At 29.2% G+C, this 21051-nt stretch carries 18 protein-coding genes and 1 pseudogene; 5 read left to right on the forward strand and 14 right to left on the reverse strand.

Features of this window, described 5'->3' with window-relative positions:
- Positions 1–29: 29 nt before the first annotated feature.
- From GVY01_RS11205 to GVY01_RS11215, 3 genes are all read right to left on the reverse strand, one after another.
- A complete protein-coding gene (locus tag GVY01_RS11205; protein ID WP_017638062.1) occupies positions 30–1478 on the reverse strand; it encodes an aldehyde dehydrogenase family protein in 1449 nt (482 codons plus the stop codon).
- A 186-nt stretch (positions 1479–1664) separates the two neighbouring features.
- Positions 1665–2240, reverse strand: a complete 576-nt coding sequence (locus tag GVY01_RS11210) for a TetR/AcrR family transcriptional regulator (protein ID WP_017638061.1) — start codon at positions 2238–2240, stop codon at positions 1665–1667.
- 25 nt (positions 2241–2265) lie between these two features.
- Complete coding sequence (locus GVY01_RS11215; protein WP_017638060.1) at positions 2266–3051, reverse strand: arylamine N-acetyltransferase; 786 nt, start codon at positions 3049–3051, stop codon at positions 2266–2268.
- A gap of 141 nt (positions 3052–3192) precedes the next feature.
- On the opposite strand from GVY01_RS11215, the gene GVY01_RS11220 reads away from it, so the two are divergent.
- The 3 genes from GVY01_RS11220 to GVY01_RS11230 are packed head-to-tail and all read left to right on the forward strand — an operon-like array spanning position 3193 to position 6003.
- Positions 3193–4590, forward strand: coding sequence for an MDR family MFS transporter (locus GVY01_RS11220; protein ID WP_017638059.1), 1398 nt, complete (start codon positions 3193–3195; stop codon positions 4588–4590).
- 22 nt (positions 4591–4612) lie between these two features.
- The gene (locus GVY01_RS11225; protein ID WP_017638058.1) at positions 4613–4984 is read left to right on the forward strand and encodes a DoxX family protein; all 372 of its coding nucleotides are present in this window, start codon (positions 4613–4615) and stop codon (positions 4982–4984) included.
- 53 nt (positions 4985–5037) lie between these two features.
- Positions 5038–6003 carry an amidohydrolase family protein gene (locus tag GVY01_RS11230; protein ID WP_154895252.1) on the forward strand — a complete coding sequence of 322 codons (966 nt, stop codon included), beginning with the start codon at positions 5038–5040 and terminating at the stop codon, positions 6001–6003.
- A 187-nt stretch (positions 6004–6190) separates the two neighbouring features.
- Here GVY01_RS11230 and GVY01_RS11235 read toward each other — a convergent pair whose 3' ends face one another.
- Entirely contained in the window at positions 6191–7072 is an 882-nt protein-coding gene (locus GVY01_RS11235) for a LysR family transcriptional regulator (RefSeq protein WP_017638056.1), read from the reverse strand.
- Positions 7073–7180: 108 nt separating this feature from the next.
- Here GVY01_RS11235 and GVY01_RS11240 point away from each other — a divergent pair, with 108 nt between their 5' ends.
- Entirely contained in the window at positions 7181–7750 is a 570-nt protein-coding gene (locus GVY01_RS11240; RefSeq protein WP_017638055.1) for a LysE family translocator, read from the forward strand.
- Between the two features lie 123 nt (positions 7751–7873).
- Here GVY01_RS11240 and isaB read toward each other — a convergent pair whose 3' ends face one another.
- From isaB to GVY01_RS12570, 4 genes are all read right to left on the reverse strand, one after another.
- Entirely contained in the window at positions 7874–8371 is a 498-nt protein-coding gene (gene isaB, locus GVY01_RS11245) for an immunodominant staphylococcal antigen IsaB family protein (protein ID WP_017638054.1), read from the reverse strand.
- Between the two features lie 301 nt (positions 8372–8672).
- On the reverse strand, positions 8673–9476 hold the full coding sequence (locus GVY01_RS11250; RefSeq protein WP_108017194.1) for a Cof-type HAD-IIB family hydrolase: 804 nt from the start codon (positions 9474–9476) through the stop codon (positions 8673–8675).
- Between the two features lie 285 nt (positions 9477–9761).
- Complete coding sequence (locus tag GVY01_RS11255) at positions 9762–10340, reverse strand: Fic/DOC family protein (RefSeq protein WP_017638052.1); 579 nt, start codon at positions 10338–10340, stop codon at positions 9762–9764.
- Positions 10341–10499, reverse strand: a complete 159-nt coding sequence (locus tag GVY01_RS12570; RefSeq protein ID WP_017638051.1) for a hypothetical protein — start codon at positions 10497–10499, stop codon at positions 10341–10343.
- Positions 10500–10699: 200 nt separating this feature from the next.
- Between GVY01_RS12570 and GVY01_RS11260 the strand changes: the two are divergent.
- Positions 10700–10969, forward strand: a pseudogene (locus GVY01_RS11260) (type II toxin-antitoxin system PemK/MazF family toxin); the annotation flags it as partial.
- 148 nt (positions 10970–11117) lie between these two features.
- Here GVY01_RS11260 and GVY01_RS11265 read toward each other — a convergent pair.
- From GVY01_RS11265 to GVY01_RS11290, 6 genes are all read right to left on the reverse strand, one after another.
- Positions 11118–12617, reverse strand: coding sequence for an NAD-dependent epimerase/dehydratase family protein (locus GVY01_RS11265; protein ID WP_017638049.1), 1500 nt, complete (start codon positions 12615–12617; stop codon positions 11118–11120).
- A 272-nt stretch (positions 12618–12889) separates the two neighbouring features.
- Positions 12890–14215 (reverse strand): hypothetical protein, encoded by a 1326-nt coding sequence (locus GVY01_RS11270; protein ID WP_108017193.1) that lies wholly within the window; start codon positions 14213–14215, stop codon positions 12890–12892.
- A gap of 353 nt (positions 14216–14568) precedes the next feature.
- Positions 14569–17796, reverse strand: a complete 3228-nt coding sequence (locus tag GVY01_RS11275; RefSeq protein ID WP_159333769.1) for a DEAD/DEAH box helicase — start codon at positions 17794–17796, stop codon at positions 14569–14571.
- Positions 17796–18980 carry a sigma-70 family RNA polymerase sigma factor gene (locus GVY01_RS11280; RefSeq protein WP_108017020.1) on the reverse strand — a complete coding sequence of 395 codons (1185 nt, stop codon included), beginning with the start codon at positions 18978–18980 and terminating at the stop codon, positions 17796–17798. The genes GVY01_RS11275 and GVY01_RS11280 overlap by 1 nt, the downstream gene beginning before the upstream one ends.
- A 264-nt stretch (positions 18981–19244) precedes the next feature.
- Positions 19245–19724, reverse strand: coding sequence for a 23S rRNA (pseudouridine(1915)-N(3))-methyltransferase RlmH (rlmH, locus tag GVY01_RS11285; RefSeq protein WP_002466394.1), 480 nt, complete (start codon positions 19722–19724; stop codon positions 19245–19247).
- A gap of 363 nt (positions 19725–20087) precedes the next feature.
- Complete coding sequence (locus GVY01_RS11290) at positions 20088–20888, reverse strand: MBL fold metallo-hydrolase (protein WP_026083453.1); 801 nt, start codon at positions 20886–20888, stop codon at positions 20088–20090.
- Positions 20889–21051: the final 163 nt, after the last annotated feature.

Below are 21051 nucleotides of genomic sequence, written 5' to 3' on the forward strand. Positions count from 1 at the left end.
ATATAATCATCCACTTTTAATCTAACTATTTAGAATGGATATGAACGTTTTGTTTGTTGAACAGTGACCCATTTTAATTCTGTGAATTCATCTATAATAAATGGTGTACCGAAGCGACCGATTCCTGAGTTTTTGATACCGCCGAATGGTGCATATTCGTCTGTTGCGACTGTTTGGTCGTTAACGTGTACCATACCAAATTCAAGATTAGATGCGATTTGTTCTCCGCGTTCTAAATCTGAAGTAAAGATAGCTGAGCTTAAACCATATTCAGTATCGTTGGCTTTAGCAATAGCATCTTCATCAGAATCAGCTTTAATGATTGTTGCGACAGGTCCAAAGATTTCTTCTTGTGCTAATTCACTTTGATTATCAACATCTTTAAATACTGTAGGCGTTAATACGTTACCTACTTGTTGTCCGTCTAAAGCAACTGTTGTGCCAGCGTCTTTAGCATCTTGAATAATTGTTTTAATTTTATCTAATTGTTGTTGGTTAATAATGGGTCCAACAACCGTTTCTTTATCTAATGGATCACCATATTTAAGTTCTTGTGCACGTTTAACGAATTTTTCAACAAATTCATCATATAAATCTTGATGCACAATCATTCGGTTAATAATCATACAAATTTGACCTTGGTGAATAAATTTACCAAATATCGCAGCATCAACTGCATCATCTACGTTAGCATCCTCTAAAACGACAAATGGTCCATTGCCTCCAAGTTCTAATGCAGTTTGTTTAAGATGTTGTCCAGCTACGCCACCAATGTGTTGACCTACTTTTGTAGAGCCAGTGAAACTTACAAAGTTAACAGATGGATCTTCAAACATCATGTCACCGATAACGCTTGATTTAGTAAGTAGTACATTAAATACACCTTTAGGAATTCCTGCATTGTCAAAAGCTTTTGCTAATAACGTACCACCAGTAAACGCTGTTTGTACGTCTCCTTTATGAACTACAGCATTTCCTAAAGCTAGTGCCGGAATAATTGTTCTTAAAGATAAGAACATTGGAAAGTTAAAAGGAGAAATTGATGAAATAACACCTTTAGGTTTTCTATAATAACGACTTAGTCTATCATCACCAGGCTCAGATAATGTTTTATAACCTAGCTCATCCACTAGTTTTATTGAAGAATTAAAGCAATTAATCACTGTTGCAAATTCCATTTGCCCTTTAATATAAGTTGAGCCAGAATCTTTAGCTAGTAATTCAATGATGTCATCTTTATTATCTTCAAAATATTGTTTAACATCCTCTAAAACTTGTTTTCTTAATTCTGGTTGTTCAGACCATGATTGAAATGATTGTTTAGCCACTTCAATCGCATTTTTCGTTTGTTCTTTATCAGCTAATTTAATCTCACTTAATACACTATTATCATAAGGGTTTAATACTTGGTAAGACTGCGCGTTGCCTTCAACCCATTCTCCATTTATATAACTTTTATTTAAATTACTAGTATCCATATTCATTCCTCCAATTTCACAGTAATTATTCCTGTTTTGAAAAATATTGAAACAAATCTAATTGAGCTAAATTTATTTATATCATTTAAAAACATGAGCGCTCAGTAAAACAGGTTACGTTTCAATTGGAGAGATTTAGTAATTATCAATAAACAATATATTAAAGTTTAACCATAGTCTTCCTTCCTATATCTGAAACAAATCTAATAGTTTCGTTAAGAATTGATCTTTAGATAGCTGTTGATTATGTTTTACAAAGTAATAGAAGTCTGATGAAAAGGAATTAAGCATTAAATTAAGTCTGAAATCTAAGTCGTCTGTGTACATGTCTTCTTCGAATTGTTCACTTAATAAATTTTTAAGTCGCTCAAAAAATGGAATATTAATAATCGAATTAAAGTGCTCGCTGGATTTTTCTATGAAATTTAATGTTGTGAAGTTAGCTTCTTTTAAATCTAAATACTTTGATAAAATTGTATAGATTTTATCTCGCACAGACCATTGTTCATTTTCCGATAAAAGATTTTCTATTTCTATAAACATTTGATCGACCTTTTTATCCATAATAGCCTGACATAACAATGATTTACTTTCAAAATGACGATATAATGTACCAACGCCAACGCCTGATAGTTTAGCGAGATCCGACATTTTTTTAGTGCTTATATCTTCTCCCTGTTCAAGCAAGTCTTCCATTGTTGTTAGGATCATCTGTTGGTTATATTCGGCATCGCTTCGTTTTTTTCGCTGATTTCTTTCCATAATAACCCTTCTTTTAAAGTTATTTTTAACTTTCTAATCTATCAATTTTAACATCCAAATTAAATTCTTCTTTTAAAAATTGTCTATAATTCTCAGATGTTACGTCATATTTTTCTTTCTTTTGTTGTTTAGTTAAAGTTAAATTATCTTGTGACATTGTAGCACGGCCGTATGACTTAGGCATTGTGACTAATAAACGTTTCACAAAGGTAGAATTAGGATTCGTTTGGTTATATTCAATATTGTAATCAAAGTCATGAATATGACGAGGTGTTAATTCCGCTTCATATTGTGTATCCCAGTCATCTTCTTTCCATTTTTGTATATAAAATAAGTTATCGTTGACGTAAATCGCACGAAAATCTCCATTAATATCATGAATAATTGTACTATTATCTTCTTGAGTAATTGGCATTACACTTAATGGCAAATCACCAAATCCCACATCTGAAACATAATCAACGCCATCAATAGGTACTATTAAGGACATATGAGAACCTTTTAAACTTCTGCCACCACCAGGGGTATGAATTGTTGCAGAAAACATATTTACAGTAAATCCTTTATGTTCTAAATATGCTTTAAAGAAATTATTCATCTCATAACAAAAGCCACCACGTTGATGATTTACTACTTTGTTATAAATATCTTCTACTTCTACAGAAATCTTCACTCCATTTTGAACGTCTATATTTTCAAACGGAACAGTTAACATATATTGTTTTAAATAATAATTGAGTGCATCTAAACTAGGCGTATTATATTTTGTATTATCAATATTTAAATATTGTTCTAAACCTTCAAAATTCATTTAAATTACCTCTTTCATTTCTATATGTTCATTTTGTTAGATACATAATATCATACCCTCGAATCATTAAATTGACAAACGGAACGCATTCCGTATAAAATAAGTGATAGTAGGTTCCACTTAAAAGCGGGGTGTCAAAATTTGGGAAATGAATATGGTTTTAATATAGATTTGAAGCAACGGAACCGTGTGATAGCTGTCGTAATGATAGGTGCTTTTGTTGGTGTGCTGAATCAAACGTTGATGACAACAATACTTCCAGAAATAATGAAAGATTTTGCGATATCAAGTAGTACAGCACAATGGCTCACAACAATTTTTATGCTTGTCAATGGGATTATGATTCCTATCACAGCTTTTTTAATTGAACGTTTTACATTACGTTCTTTATTTTTTAGTGCAACGTGTTTTTTAATTATTGGTTCATTTATATGTATGTTGGGAATTAATTTTCCGATGTTATTAGTAGGACGTAGTATCCAAGCTTTAGGTGCTGGTATGCTCATGCCACTTACACAGACATTACTTTTCATCATGTTTCCACCTGAAAAACGTGGAATGGCCATGGGAATGTTTGGTCTTGTGATAGGTTTTGCACCCGCAATTGGACCTACTGCAGCTGGTTGGTTCGTCAATATATTCGATTGGCGTTACCTGTTCCTAGTTGTATTGTTGATAGGTATTGTTGATTTTATATTCGGATATCTATCATTAGAGAATATAACAGAACTAAGTAAGCCAACCTTAGATAAACTATCAGTTATTATGTCGACAATCGGCTTTGGTGGCTTATTATATGGCTTTAGTACAGCCGGAAACTTAGGATGGTCACATCCTATGGTTTATATCACTATTATTGTAGCGATAATAGTACTAACCACATTTATTTTCCGACAATTAAAACTGGAATCACCATTATTGGAATTTAGAGTGTTTAAATATAACGACTTTTCAATTGCGATGGTCTTAATTGTACTAATGTTCATGTTATTTATAGGGAATCTAACCATTTTACCGATTTATATGCAAACGATGATGAAATGGTCACCGTTAGAATCAGGACTTATTTTATTGCCTGGCGGGTTGATTATGGGATTGTTATCACCTGTCACTGGTAATTTATATGATAAAATTGGCGGCCGTATATTGAGTATCATTGGGATGTTAACCATTATGATTGGTGCATTGTTCATGGCTCAATTTAGTGAAAATACAACACCATTATATGTGATTATTTCATTTTCAATTGTCATGTTAGGTAATGCTATGATTATGACGCCTATGACAACTCAAGCTTTGAATGCTTTACCACGTCAATATATTGCTCATGGTACTGCAATGAATAATACGATTAGACAAGTTTCAGCTGCAATAGGTACTGGCATTTTAGTCACATTGATGACTGGACTCGGTAAAACATCGTCATTGAGTGGTATTCAAGGCCTTATTCATGGTCTAGATATTACATTCTATGTAGTCGCATTGATTGCCTTAATAGGTACTATCATTGCATTTTTTGTAAGAAAACAAGGAAATTAATATTATATTGGGGGATTTTTAAATGTTATTAAGACATGTTATTAACGCATATGTAGGTAGTGAAATTTTTAAAAGTAGTCTACCAAAAGTAAAAAACAGTGATGAAATGGCTCAACAATTCGAACAAGGATTTGGTCTATCACGTAGATCTATGAGATTAGCTGGCGCTTTCGAAATGATTGGATCACTTCTTTTATTTACTTCTATTTTCGGTAAATTAGGTAAGAAATTAGTAGCTGTAGGTACAATCATGATTAATATTATTATGGGTACTGCAATTTATAACCACTACAAAGCTGGTCATGGTCATAAAGGCGCTCAAGCTGCTTCTAAATTTTTCTTCTTAAATGTATTAAGTTTACTAGAAGTGTTAAGCTTAACTCGTAATAAATAAGATGATTGTTAATGATTAGAATATGAACAACAATTTTTAATGGAGGGGAAAGTATGACTGAAACAAAAGCGATTGATACACACGCACATTTATGGAATGAAGATTATTTAGATAAACTTGGTAAATTAGGTAGTCAAGGTACTGAGGTGGCTAAAGGTATTAATCAATCTGCCTCTAAAGAAGATTTAGACAAACGTTTCAAAATGATGGACGATGCAGGCGTAGACTTACAAATTATTTCTGCAACGCCACAATCTCCACAATGGGGTACTAAAGAAGAAGCTCATCAAAGCGCTCAAGAAATCAACGACTTATATGAAGGATTAGTTCAACAATATCCAGATCGTTTCTTAGCGTATGGTGCTGTCTCTCTTCCTTATGTCGATCAAGCTATTGAAGAAGCACAAGCACTTTTGAAGAAGGACGAATTTGTGGGCATTGCTATTCCAACTATCGTGAAAGATAAGGTTTCTGTTGCTGACAAGCAATTCGAACCTTTCTTTGCAGCAATGAATGAACTTAATGCTACAATTTATATTCATCCAACAGGTTGCGGCGCTCAAAGTCCGTTAGTTAATGACTATCAATTAGAATGGGTTATTGGCGCACCATTAGAGTCTACATTCATTACCTTACAATTGATTAAAAATGAAATTCCACAGAAATATCCAAATATTAAATTCCATATTTCACATTTAGGTGGTGCATTACCATTCTTCATGACTCGTATTAAAGATAATTATGAAGACTGGAATGCCTTTAATATTGATCCTTATGAAGTATTAAATCGTCAATTTTGGTACGATACAGCTAACTTCCATGAACCTTCATTGATTAGCTCTATTGAGACATTTGGTAAAGATAAATTTATGATGGGGTCAGACTTCCCTTACTTCCAAGATGAGAAATATACTCGTGGGGCAGATTATATTAAAAATAGTGATATCGACCCTGATACCATTGATGGTATTTTAAGAGGTAATGCCATTGAATTTTATCAATTAGGTAAGCATTCATAAGACATTGTTGAAGATTTAATCGTAACTATAAACTTCGTTTTATAAACTATGAAATGATATAGAAAATCCCTTTTGATTGGTCGTCCATGATTCTATGAGACAACTTTCAAAAGGGATTTTTATTGTACTTTAGTGATTAATTTAGCTTTTTATGAAACAATTTGTTTGATCTAAACATGGCGTTTTGTTACTTACTACTGAAAAAATTTGTTACCTCTTCAATCATTAGCTGATTAATATCTTTGTTCCATGGATATGACTTTGTAAGTATATATGAGCCTAACTTCTCTACAGAAAATGGTGTTTCAATTACTTTAAGTTGTCTAGATTCAATCTCTTTTTTTACAGTACGATAAGGTAAAAATGAAAAACCAATATTATCTAATAACAACGATTTGATAACTCCTATACTCCATAATTCGGTTGTTTTTATAATATCAATTTGATTATTTTGTATGATTTGTTCAAACATATTTCTATATACAGATCCTTTTTCATTAATTACAAAATGATTGTATTGTCGATACTGTAACAATTCATCAAAGTGATTTGGTGCTTCTTGATGTGCCACGACAACAATGTCTTCCTCACAAATCAAAGTAGAATTCAATTTATGATGATTTACACCATCATTCAATACAAAAGCAATATCTACTTCGTCCTCAAGTAACTTCTCTTGATTCATACTGCAACTGTTATTCTGAAGATTAATATCTATATTAGGATAGTTATGAATCATGTTTTTAATGACTTCACTCAATCCCGTAATCATTAATGATTCTGGTGCAGCTATTCTGACTTTACGGACTGTATTATTATGTGATGATATTTGTTTGATTTGTTGTTCCGCATCATAAATTTGATTAATCATCGGTAAGATTTCTTTAAGAAATGGTGTTGGAAGTAGTTGTTTGTGCCGATAATCAAATAGCTTTTGATTTAAGGTTTTCTCTAAAAGTTGTACTTGCTGAGTCACATTTGATTGTGTGTAATTAAGCCTGCGGGCAGTCTTGGTATAGCTACCTGTTTCTATTAATGTTTTAATTATTTTTACTTGTCTCAATTCCATGGTCGATTCACCTTTATATATTAGTAAGATTAATTTCAATATTATTATCATTAATTTCACTTATATTAATATCCTTACTATAATAACATAGAAAGGTAGGCGAACAACGTGTTATCGTTTTTAATATATGTCTTTGTTACTTCTATCACACCAGGCCCAAGTAATTTATTTATGATGAATGCTACGAGAATATATGGTTTACGTGGTGGCAAATCGTTCATTACAGGTATTCTTACAGGATTTGCTTTTTTAGGGTTAGCTTCTTATATAGTCATCCTTTTATTCAGTAAATGGATTGTTTATATTGAGACACCTCTAAAATATTTAGGATTTGCTTACTTGATTTATCTATCCTTTAAAATTTTAACTTCAACTAAAAGTAAAGCCCCTTCTAAAGCCTATCAGAGCTTTAAAAGTGGTTTTGTACTTCAAGTACTTAATATGAAATCTCTATTATTTTTCATCACTTTAATGGGTGCTTTTATTATCCCTTCAGTTACTGGTTCAATATGGATTCTAATTTATTTAATCATTAGCGTCTTGATTGGTTGGGCTTGTCTCTTAGTTTGGGCATTTGCGGGTAGCATGCTTAACGAATGGTTAAATCAACATCAAACTGCTTTTAATATCGTCATGTCTTTATTACTTTTATATTCAGCTATTTCTATATTTATTTAGAGGAAAATTAAAAGGCTTGTTTCCTAAACAATATAGGAAACAAACCTTTGAAATAGTGTATTTAAATAAAGTTGAACTTTGGGGTCCAGTACAAATACTTAGTATCTATTTTTATTTTAAAAATTATGCGTTATATTTACCAATCATGACTTTTTCAATATATTTGCCATTGTAATTAAAGCTAATTTGTTGTCCATTCACATTATAGATAAGACCATTGTGTGTTTTATCTTCTTTTAATTTATATCCAGCATATGCTTTTTTAACATCAGATACTTTCAATGATTTGTTTGTAACTGAGAATGAAGCAGAAACTGGTTTTTTGTTAATGTATTCGAACTGTTGATCATATTTCTTTTTATATGTTAATGAACTACCACTTTTGAAGTTTTGAGCTTTAGCATCCACTTTAATACTATTCATTGTTACATTATTATGTTTCAATGCATTAATAAACGCTTTTTCAGTTACAAATTTTGCGTTGTAACCTGCATTACCATTGTAAGTGTAATGAGGAGTAGTTGCTGCATGTGTTACTGGAGTTGCTACACCCGCGACACTAACCGTTGCAGCTGTTAAAACAATACCTGCTGAAAGAATCACTTTACCCATTTTATTCATAATTTTTCCACATCCCTATTGAAATTGGTTATTGCTCTTTTATATTACGAAATTATTACAAATATTACAATAAGTTTTCACAATATTTTTTATATTTATTTTTTGTTGTTTCATCACTTTACATATTTTTGTTAAGAACAAAAAATTAAGCTTTTTTAGTTAATGGAAATGTGTAAATAATAGGTTCTAAAAAGTGATTAAATATTGAGAGAGCATTTTTGAAGTTTTTCTTTATTGGATAAAAAGCAAGCTAAGATACGTAATGGGCTAATGTACCTTAACTTGATTTGTATAGCAGTTTTTAATTCTCGTAGTTCTCAAGCAATGTATTTAATGTTTCTATGACGCCGTCTCTATCATTATTAATAGAAATTAAATTAGCTTTATCTTTTAGTTCAGTATAGGCGTTATCCATTGCAACTTTGTATCGTGCATTTTCAAATAAAGGAATATCGTTTAGTCCATCTCCAAATACAATTGTTTCTTCACTGCTAATATTTAGTAGATTTTGAAGAAAGCGAATGGTTTTCCCTTTATCAACATCTTTATGCGTGATGTCTATCCATTGCTTTTCTGAAGCAACAATATATAGGTCATCGTTGTATTTTTCTAAACCTTTAACATGTTCAAAACACTGACCTTGTGTATCGAAAATAGTAATTTTTAAAATATCTTTATCAATCTTATTTAAATCATCTAAAAATGTTACTTTCTCATATGACCCTAAAACCTTATCTCGTTCTTTCTGAGAAATAGTATCTTCTACATAAGCCATGCCCTCTGTACAAACAATAATAACTAGTTGGTCATCAGTATGTTTAATGGTCTTAATCAATTCAAGGCCCAGTTGATTACTGAACGTCTTGGCATAAATATTCATATCATTGATTTTAATTCGAGAAGCACTATCTCCGATGATAAATAAATCATTAGTTAAATCTCCAACAATCGCATCCACACGCTCATTTTGCTTACCAGTACAAAAAGCAAAACGAATCTCCTTATCTTTTAATTGGGTTGATAATTGTTGAAACTTTTCACGATTAAAACTACCTTCCGAATTCAAAAACGTCCCATCCATATCTGTAACTACTAGTTTAAACATGGCTATCCCTCTTTTTTTTATTAAAAATAATATACTAGGTTCAGTTTTATAAATGATATAATTTCTAAACTAAAGGCTGAATTGAAAAATCACTATAAGTATAAGTAACTGATTTGTGTTCACTTTGCTAAAAAAGTAACATTAAGAATTGTGGATAAAATAGAGCATCTGTCATTTTGCTGTGATGGAAGCTTTAATTTGTAACCAACAACATGACTACTAACTTGAAACATATGTATTATTTGAAACGAAACTATTACATGCCTAACTATATACCTATAAAGATTATTTTAATGTAAACAGTGTATCTTCAAATATTTTAATTAACGCTTCTTCATTCCAAATTGATTTTTTCATTGCATCTATATAATTTTCTCGATCTAATAAATCAGTAAGCCATTCATATCCTTTTAGCTTAGCTATTTCTCTAACTATTAACCTTATTGTTCTTCCGTTACCTTCACGAAAAGGATGTATCATATTCAACTCTATTTTATAATAAGCAAGTTTCTCTGCTGCAACCTTTATATCGGACCACTCATCTTCTAATTTAAATTCTTCGATGAGTTTATTTAAATTTGTATTAATATACTGTGGTTCACAAAACCGCGTATTTTCTTTCATAAGGCTTACATCTCTAATCTCACCAGCAAAACTGTATATTCTTTCGAATAGTTTTTTATGTAATAACTTGATTGAACTTACAGATAATGGAAACAAAAAGTCGTATCCCTCTTCTTGCATTAAACCTTCAACAATATAAAAAGCAACTTTCTCAAGTTGCTCTAATTCATCTATTGTTTGGGCACCTAGCAAGTTCGAATTTATAAGATATTCGTCCTGAAAAGTTGCTTTATATTTCATTTATTTAAAAGCGATTTTACGAATCACTTCATTCGTAATTTCCTTTTTATTATTAATAACATCAAGAATTTGTTTTTGTTGTTCCTTAGTTACATCCATGCCTTCAAGTGAAAGATTTTTAGCGATTTGTTTGTTAACTTTTGAATCAATTGTAATCATATTATCGCCTCCTGATGGTAATATTATACCATAGTCTCTTTTAACTTATCGATACTCAATATTTGTAATAAGTCTAATGTTTTCTTATAAGATTAGTAACTTTTAGCTTCACTTATGATACGCCTCTGTGTCTCTCTTAGCGATACGGTGGAGGTAATTTTTTATTGAGTTTCTGTTGAACGATATCCAATACTCTTTAGATACACACATGCCTAGTCATAAACAATCAAATGAGCATTGAAGGTACTGATTTCGTTTGGGTATTACCAATTACAAATCGAGAAGTAAGATTCCCAACTGACATTGAAGTCAAAACTAAAAAAGGGATAGTTACAGGTGTCATAGATACTATTCAAATACGCTCACTAAATCTCAATGTTCATTATCATAACTATAGAGATGAATTACAAGACAACTTAAAACATAATGTACTACAAGCGGTACAGACGTATTTAAAACCTACTTTATAAATAAAAGTAATTTAGATTTGGCTAAAATACAATACACCCCAAAGGTTAGATTTTTTGTCCAACTTTGGGGTGCATATCATTATTATAATTTTTTGATTGATTTAATTATTTCATTTAGTTTTATCGTTAACTTTCACTTTTCTAGCAACTACAATTCAGCATTAGATATGTTATTTTTTCTAGCTAGATATTTCTTCAATCCATATAAATTTAAGGCAACAGCACCAACGATAACGACAGGTAAAATAATTTTTTTCATATTTACAGCTCCATTTTTCTTATTTTTCTCAGTTTCTAATTTCAATTTAAAAATGTTCATTACACTTTTATGCACTTTCGCTTGGGTATACTTATAGACCCACCAAGGTAACGTTGGTCTATATTCTTGTAAGGCAATAATACATTCGTCACTGTTAGGCAACCTTCTAAACTCTAATCTCGCATTACCGCCATCTACATCTAAAGCAAAATCCCCACCAACAATTCGATATAAAATTCTTTCATTGTCAGAAGCTTTAAAGTCTTTTCTTAATAATAATAATTTCTTATTTAAGCAAGGCACAGTAATCGTAAAGTTATCTTCGTCAAAATCACTATTAACGACATTTAATGTAATTTTATTTAAGAAATTGGCATATACTTCTGCTAATTGAATCATATTCATATCTTGAGGTAAGACTACCCTCGATATTGCTCTAACGTCTTTAATATCAGTCTTACGTGATGACTTCGATTTCTTTGGTGTATGCGTTTCTTCTTCTAAAGCAATACGCACACTTTCTTTATAATCCGTCTTACCTATAGAAATACCTTCCACTACATGGTTACTTTCTCGAACCATATCATGAATTAAGCTGTCCATTAACGGATAGACCATCTCTTTTGGTACTCCAGAAATAAGTTTCACCCAATATTTACTTAGCCAAATAGGAATAATAGGTAAATCCATAGTAGGTAAACGTTTATCTAGTACCTCTGCGGTTTGGTTGAAAAGGTCTTTATAAGTCATATGACTAGGACCACCAATATCTATTGATTCATTCTCATTTGGCGTACGTTCTACTATTTTATATAAGCCGTCAATAACATCATCTATTGCGACTGGTAATGTTGTATTGTAAGCCCATTTTGGTAATAACAGACCCGGTAATCTTTCTACTAATTTTTTTAAAATAGGATAAGAACTTCCTTTAGAACCTATAATTAATCCAGCTCTTAACGTACTTACTGGTACACCATATGATCCTAAAATTTGTTCACATTCTAAACGACTTCTCAAATGTGGGGATAATTCATTGGTATCTGGTATCAAACCGCTCATAAATACAATATGTTGAACTTTGTTATAACTCGCAGCTTTAGCAAAATTATCAGCTAACAATGCATCCATATCTTCAAAGCTTGCCTGTGTTAACTTGGCTGAAGGCATCATAGAATGGACAAGATAGATTGCGATATCAATATCTTCCATTACCTCAGTTATTTCATTTAAATCAAATAAATCAGCAGCTTTCCAAGTAACATTGTGTTCATCCGATTTATTCTCTATATTTCTAGAAATAGCTATAATTTCATAGTTTTCTTTTAATTTATTCATTAAATGACTACCGATATATCCCGAAGCGCCCGTTAATAGAATTTTTTTCATAAATTTAACCTCCAAATAAAAAAGATGAGCAGGTAAACATTACCTCAACTCATCTTTAGATTAACAAGCTTACTTGCTTGTTATCATAATGGACAAGAACTTCATGTCTCTTATTTAACATTGTACCCTTCTTAAAACTTTTTAAGCTTTTATTAGGAGGAATTATGGTTTGGCGTTAGCTATTTAAGTATTATTTGTGGTATTCTTCAGCGTATCGGTAGTTTTCTAAAAATTTATAAATAGCCTTCATATTTGAAAATAGATTAAAAATTTTATTCTTTATTTAAATTATAGATTTTTATATATTCTAAATTCTCAACATTATTTTTTATATCTTCAGTTATAGATAAATAATTACTTTTATTATAAGTATCACTATAATCTAAATCTAATAGTTTTTTAGTTCGTTTTATTATATCTATACTTATAGTTGTATCAAGTTTTTTCTTAATAATAATATTTAGAGCCGTTATCCAATAAAATTTATAAATACTCCATTTTAAGTAATCAACAGTATCAGTGCTTTGGGTTTTATTATTAGAATTCTTGAAAGTGAACAATTTTTTACACTCATTACTTATATATTCAAAACTTTGAGAAATTAAATCTAAAAGATCTTCTGAAAAATTAATCAATTCTTTGTTATTTTTATTAACTTTTTCAATAATCTTAATCCAATTTTGTTCATACTCTTTTGAGTTTAATAAAATTAGTAAATTATTAATTTTATTCTGTAAATTACTTTCTTTTATCATTTGTACTATTTCATAAGGTTTTTGCTCTAATACTTTTGCTCTAATTTCATATTCTTTAAACTTCAAATTATAATTATCATTATTTAAAAAAACAAAGATATCCTGTTCAATTGTATCTATAAAATCATAAATGTCTTCTTCTGGATTACTTATTAATTTTTCAATAATAATTTTTATTATCTTAAACCTATTACTACCTTCAAATATAGTTGTATTATTATATTCTTCAATAATTTTCTGGAAAATTATTTTTCTTGATCTTGTTGAAAGTTGCTTATAATCTTCCATCAATTTTTCAATATTTCTTTCAACTTCTTCTTCATTAGAAAATGTTGAAATTAAATTCAGCCTATCCAACCAAGTTTGATAAGAGCCATTTATTTCAAAATACTCTATGCTATACTCAAATAAATTCCATAATTCGTTTACAGTACTATCATCTATTTTTCTATTTTTATTATGAGCAGCAACATTTCTTAATATTCTCTTTTCTTCAAAGCTAGCACTTACACTTTGTTTCAAATCAAAGATATTTTTATCAGTTTGTTGTTTAATTAAATTGAATAAAGCTCCCTCCCATTTTTCTTCATCTCTTAAATCTTCTAATTTATTCTCCCATTTCTTTTGACGAGACTCTTCATTTTCAATATTTTTTTCAAAAGAAGAAGGTATATTTGAATAATTTAAAATTCGATTCCTTATTACATTCATAAAAGCTAAATAAGAAAATAAATACGCTGCTTTATATGCTTCAGCATTATATGTCTTTATAGATTCTTTAAATAATTCGTCTTCATCAAAATCTTTTTCAACTAACCATTTTTTAAATTCTTTTACTTCCATATAACATCACCTTTAAAGTAAATATTGAATAACTTTATATTGTCTTACCCTTATTTTTTTATAAAAACAAAAATGTATATTATTTACTATTTCACCCTAATATAAAATTACTTTTTAAGCATACATATTCAAATTGAAAGTTTAAAAATTTAAAGTCATCATATAAAATTCGTAAAAATATATCAGGCTATGTACAATATTTTTTATGAATTAGTAATTTAATTACTTTTTAGTGACTTATCATCAAATATTTTATTTTACAATGCTTACTTCCTAATTTTTTCAGTATTCAAAACTTATTTTTATTTATGATATGTTTCTAGGTATCAATTAATGATGAGATTTATATAAGATTAATGCTTATATATTTTATTATTTACTTCACTTTCAACTTTAGATGGAATAGTCCCAAAAAAATAATCTTCAACAATTGACCAAAACTGTTTGGTGTAATTAATGATTCTTTCACGGGAGGTCTTACCTATACGGGGTAAACTAAATAAATACTTAAACATTTCAATACTTCTAATGAAACTCTTAAATTGATCTTCTAATAAGTGATTTTGATATTTACTAGGATTACTCAATGCTTTTTCCAATTGAGATATTGAATTCATTCTGATGTTTATAGACGGGGTTGCTCCCCCTTTTATTTCAAAGTCAATTAACCCGAACGCTTCAGCAAACCCGAGCAATATATTAATATAATCAATCTTATCATTGTTACTATTTTTAAAAATATAATATCTAACTTTATTAGTTTCAATACATTTCCCAGTGTCGTTGATTAATAAAGAAAGGGTTTCTTTTAATTTAGAAAGTAAATCTTCATAATTATTTGAAATTTTGTAAGTTTCATTTGTAGCTACCTCAATATCTCTTAAACCAAGGATAGAATTAATTTGAATAAGTGTATTTATAATTAATGATGATAATCTATAGCTTTCTCTCTTTCTTGATAATTGTAAATTCACTAATTTTTGAGCTAAATCACCTTCACTAAAATAAATTTGTTTAGATGCAAATTCCCTTAAAGTATCTTCGACTTTTCCAATAATATTATTTAGTTCATTTTGAAGTTTTTCTTCACTAGAAAAACCTGAAAAACTGACATTATAGCTTAAAGAAAAATTGATTTTACTTAATACTGGATCTCTCTTAATTTCATCACTAGATTGTCCAACTTTGTATTTAAATTGTGGGAAAGAAATAGTTTGATAGTGTTCTTTCCAGTATTTTTTAGTATCAAATATATAGATGTATTTATAATGAGCATTTTCAATTTCTTCAAGTAAACGAAAGTAACTCTTATATTTTGAATTCTCAAAGTAATTTTTATTTGCTTCAGTGGCTAAAATAAAATCTTGACTATTCAATGAATCTGGTCTGGTTACAAAAGGAGGATAATTCATTTTTTGTTTAAAATCAGTTTCAATTGTTAATAGAGCCAGCTTTACTTTATTTTCAATATCATCGGTATCTTCAAAGTCATTATTAAAGATATAATTGAAAGATTCTATATTTATTGTTAAATGACGTTTATTTCCAGTTTCTTTATACATACTTTTAATTTTATCCATGACAGATAAAAGTTGACCTTTTTTTATAGATGATAATGCTCTTAATTTTTTAAAGTCATTAAAGTCTTTATTAGGAATATAATCTAAACATGCCATACCACGTTCTTTATTTCTAGCCACTCTCCCAATTTCTTGAACATAATCTAAGACATTACCTGAAATAGCATAATGATATACTTCTTCTATATCTGAAATATCAATGCCCATTCCAAATGCTTTGGTTGCAAGAATAACTGGTTGTTCACCAGATTTAAAATTCCTGAAATTAATAGTTTTATTATCAGTACTTAATTGACCATGATAGATTGCAACTTTTTCGTACATTTTGGGCTTATAGGATTCCAAAGTATTCTTAAATTGGTTTATGCTCACTACAGTAGGGAAGTAAACTAAAGTTTTTTTCTTATTTTCTATATTCTTTTCTATCCGAGAAATAAGCAACTTATCTTTAATTTGTTTAGCATCATTTCCATATTCTTTTTTAATCTGATCATTAATTGGGTTTATATTTAAGAATATATTCTCTTTCTTTATACTCCCTATGTAACGAATAGGAGAAACTAAATTTAAAGTACGTTTTATTTCGGTATACATATCTTCTGGACCACCAATTATAGCTGTTGCAGTAAATGTAACAATTGGGAAATTATATTCTTTTCTTAACTTATTTATATAACTCCCCATAAACCAATAATCCACTCTAAATGTACGCCCCCATGTAGTAACAGTATGAGCTTCATCTACAACGAATAATCCTATTTCTCTTTCCCCAATTAACGTTTGAATATCTCCTCTATTAATAAGCGTTTCTATTGATACATATAGTATGTCTATTTTTCCATCTTTAATATCTTTAGCTATAGTTGCTTTTTCTGTAGGAGAGATACCAGAATTAATAGTTTTAGCACTTTTCACATTTATTTTATTTAGATTTTCTACTTGATCATTCATTAATCCTATTAGAGGAGAAATAACTATAGTCAGTTTTTTATTATTAGGATCATTATGTTTCATATAAAGTGATGGTAATTGGAACATAATCGACTTTCCAGCTCCAGTAGAAGAAGTTATAAAAATATCTTTTGGTGTTTCATTATTATTAGCGATTTTCATCTGTTCAACAATTTCATCTATGATTTGAGCTTGACTAATTCTAGATATTTTTCTAGTATGTATATCTTCATAAATATCTAAATCTCTAAAACTTTCATAACCCCAATATTTTTTTAAAATTTCTAAATATTGATTTTTTCTTGGAATAATTTTTTGCTTAACCTTAGGAATATAGTAAATAAATTTATGATAATTATAAATGTTTGCTAGAATTGAAAAATATTGCTTTATTTCTGAAGGAAGAGTAAGTACTATTGTCTTATAATCATTTTTATTTAAGAAATTTATTAAATTTATAATTGATTCAGGATTATCATTATAATCAAAAGAATAATCATATTTATCATTATCAATTTCATTTAGTGATTCTAATTCTTTTTCATTAGTGTATAAATTAATAATTGAGTAATCTTCAAACAACTGAGTGTTATAAGCAATATAGTATTCGTCATTAATTTTTTTTATATTAGTATAAAGTTCTGTCACTTTTTCTTCAATATCATTAGCTTTAAAGTCACTATTATGAGAAGAATATAGGTTCTCGTAAAAATTTTCAATTCCATCAAAAGAATAATTAAAAGGATACAAACCTAAATATTTATTGTTATAAATAAATATGATATCTTCTTTTTTTATAGCACTTTCTATAAAACCTCTTAGTAGAAAGAATTCTTCATATGTAAGCCAACTTTTTTGATCAATGTTAAAGAATTGAGTAAATAAATCAGAAGTAAATGTTTCGTTTGGGTTATATATATATTTATTCACCCCGTTAGAAATTGGTAAATCTAATAATTTATTGGGTAAATCCAATAATTCACTGTTAGTAAATCCCATTAGAACAAAAAACTTTTCTTCTCTATTATTAATTAACTCTTTTAGTTTCATTATAGTTCCTCCAAATATTTACGAATTCCATCTTTTTCTAATTTTCTTCTCAGTTTATCTATAGCTCCAGCCTCAATTTGTCTTATTCTTTCACGAGTCACTCCATATTCTACCCCTATTTCTTCTAAAGTTTTAGAATTTCCATTCCAACCTATCCGTTTTTTTAATATGTCTTCTTGTTTATCATTTAAGATAAGTCTAAAATAAGTTTCCATTTCAGATCTAAAAATTTTGCGAGTTACTATTTCTTCTGGAGTAATGCTCTCATTTATATATAAATTTTGTTCATTATTTATCATTTCTCCCAAACTAGTATCATTTTCTTTTCCCACAGATGATTGTAAAGAAGCAAGATTTTTATTGAATATCTCATCAATTTCCAATAATTCGTATAATTTTTCTACAGTAATATCCATTTGTGTAGTACAAATATTTTCAATTTCTTCTTTTGAATAATCCCCATATTTTTTTAGTAGAAAATTTAATTTATTTAAACTTTCTACTAAATGAACTGGTAAGCGGATAGTATGTTTTCTATCAGCAATATCTCTAGTTATTTTTTGTTTAATCCACCAAGTTGCATAAGTTGAAAATTGATACCCTAAAGTAGGATCAAATTTGTTCAATGCTTTTAAAAGTCCCAAATTACCACTAGATACTAAATCATCATAATCAAGAATTGAACCTATGACAGTTTTTTGATATCTAGAGGCAATTTTCATAACAAGTTGCTGATTAGCATTAACGATTTGAGTAATTAATTCAAGATTATTTTTATTTTCTTGTAATCTTTCAAAATATAAGTTATTAAATTTATAAGTATCAACTTTAGTGACAAGATCAATATCTTTAATTTTTTTAAATTCATCTGAATCAGTAATATCATCAAAAAAATCATCATCTGATTCAATTAATGTGTTTACATCATCTTTAGAAATAGAATTATTTTCTTCACTTTTATCAGAATTAGGCTGGTGCTTAGTTTGTTCTGGAAAATATAATCCCAGTTTATTTATGAATTTAATGCCTTTTTCTTTGTCGAGAAATATTTTGCTATATAAGTAATTATTAATTGGTGCTTTTTGTTCATTAAATAGATTAAGTAATTCTTCAAAACTTAAAGTTAAATTATTTTTATCAGAATAACCTCTTAAAAATTCAAGTAATTCTATTTCTTTATCCATTTATTGAATCTCTCCTCATCCCCATAATAAAAACATAAATATCTTGTATCCATATTTATTTTACTACATTAAATAAAATTTATTCAATTAAATAATTTAAAAATATGTATTTCAAAATCTATATTAATATATAATCCAAAATGTTTTTATATTTTCTATGATAATTCCACTTAAATTAACAATTCTTTTAATATTTAGCTGTATTTTGATTAGTAGTCTTCAATAAATTCTTAAATTACTGTTTTAATAAATTTATAACCCGTGTCATTTATGATATGCTTCGCCTCGCATAATTTTAAATGCTCTATACACTTGTTCAATCAACACAACGCGCATCATTTGGTGTGGGAAGGTCATTTTGCTGAATGAGAGTGCATAGTTACTGCGTTGTAATACGTCCTGATGTAGTCCGTTTGATCCACCTATCACAAAGACAAAGTCGCTTTGGCCCTGTGTCATGCGTTGATTAAGTTCTTTAGCTAGACCTTCTGATGACAACATCTTACCTTCAATTTCTAATGTAATAACCGTTGCTTGTGGTTTGATCTTAGCTAATAAACGTTGTCCTTCTTTTTCTTTTACTTGTTCAATTTCTTTGTCACTCATATTTTCAGGTGCTTTTTCATCTGGCACTTCTATTATTTCAATTTTAGTGTATGCACCTAATCGTTTTTCATATTCTGCAATTGCTTGTTTCCAGTATTTCTCTTTTAGTTTTCCAACTGAAAGAATTGTGATTTTCATATTATCCTCCACTTATACTTATTAGAGTTATCCACAAGTTATCAACTTGTTCACAGTATTCCCTCTTATTGTACCAGTTTATATCCCCAATTTTTATAAAATATTAGTATTTACTCACAATTTCTGTGGAATAACTTGTTATTTTGTGGATAAGTATGTGTACAATGTGGGTATTTCTGTGTGTATTGTACACAACTCTGGATAACTATGAACAATTCAGTGGATAACTTCACGATAGTCTTAATCTATTTTATCCACTTATCCCTTATAAACATCGCTTTTAAGACCTTCTTCAATGACTTTTCCACAGAAAAAGACATAAAAAAAGAGCAAGGCATTCCCGTCTCGCTCTGTCTAAAATAACTATAATGTATATATTGGTGTCGCTTGTGCTTTATCTGTATCACACAATAAGACTTCTTTTTCAGTATCAATATCATGTTGATTTAACACTTGTCCAACACTCATACGTGCTAAGTCCTTCATATTATTATCTTGAGATAAATGAGATAGGTAAATACGTTTCGTATTACCTGTAATCACATCTGTCATCGCTAAACCAGCATCTTCATTAGATACGTGTCCCATATCTCCTAAAATACGTTGTTTTGTCTTCCATGGATAACGACACATGCGTAACATATCCACATCATGGTTACTTTCAAAGATGAAGGCATCACTACCTTGAATCATGCCTTTCATTCTGTCTGAAACATAACCTGTATCTGTTAAAATCGTAAACTTCTTATGATCATTATGGAAAATGTAAAATTGAGGATCAATCGCATCGTGTGACACGTTAAATGACTCTATATCAAATCCTGCAATTGATTGTGTTTCATAAGGGTTGAATATGAACTTTTGATCCATTGGAATGCGACTATCTTTCTTTTCTATTGCTTTCCATGTATTTTCATTCGCATAAATAGGTAAGTTATATTTACGTGCTAACACGCCTAGACCTTTAATATGGTCAATGTGTTCATGTGTAACTAAAATACCATTTAAATCTTTGATGTTGCGGTCGATTTGGCCAAAAAGTTCTTCCATCTTCTTACCTGTTAGACCAACATCAACAAGAATACTTCCTTTTTCATTTTCTACATATGTGGCATTGCCCGTACTACCACTCGCTAATACACTCATGCGTATCAAGCGGCTCATCCTTTCTAATATAGCACTCATCCCTCTTAGTGACGTAAGAGTGCCTTCCGTATCATTTTTGTATTTTTCTTTATTAATTGATTAACTTTTTGATTTCAGTTATGTACTGAAACCACCCGTTCTTAAAATAGCTTATATTATACTATACCAATTATGACATTAA

Origin of the sequence: Staphylococcus sp. 8AQ (assembly GCF_902506595.1) — a bacterium.
In the GTDB taxonomy this organism is placed as follows: domain Bacteria; phylum Bacillota; class Bacilli; order Staphylococcales; family Staphylococcaceae; genus Staphylococcus; species Staphylococcus pasteuri.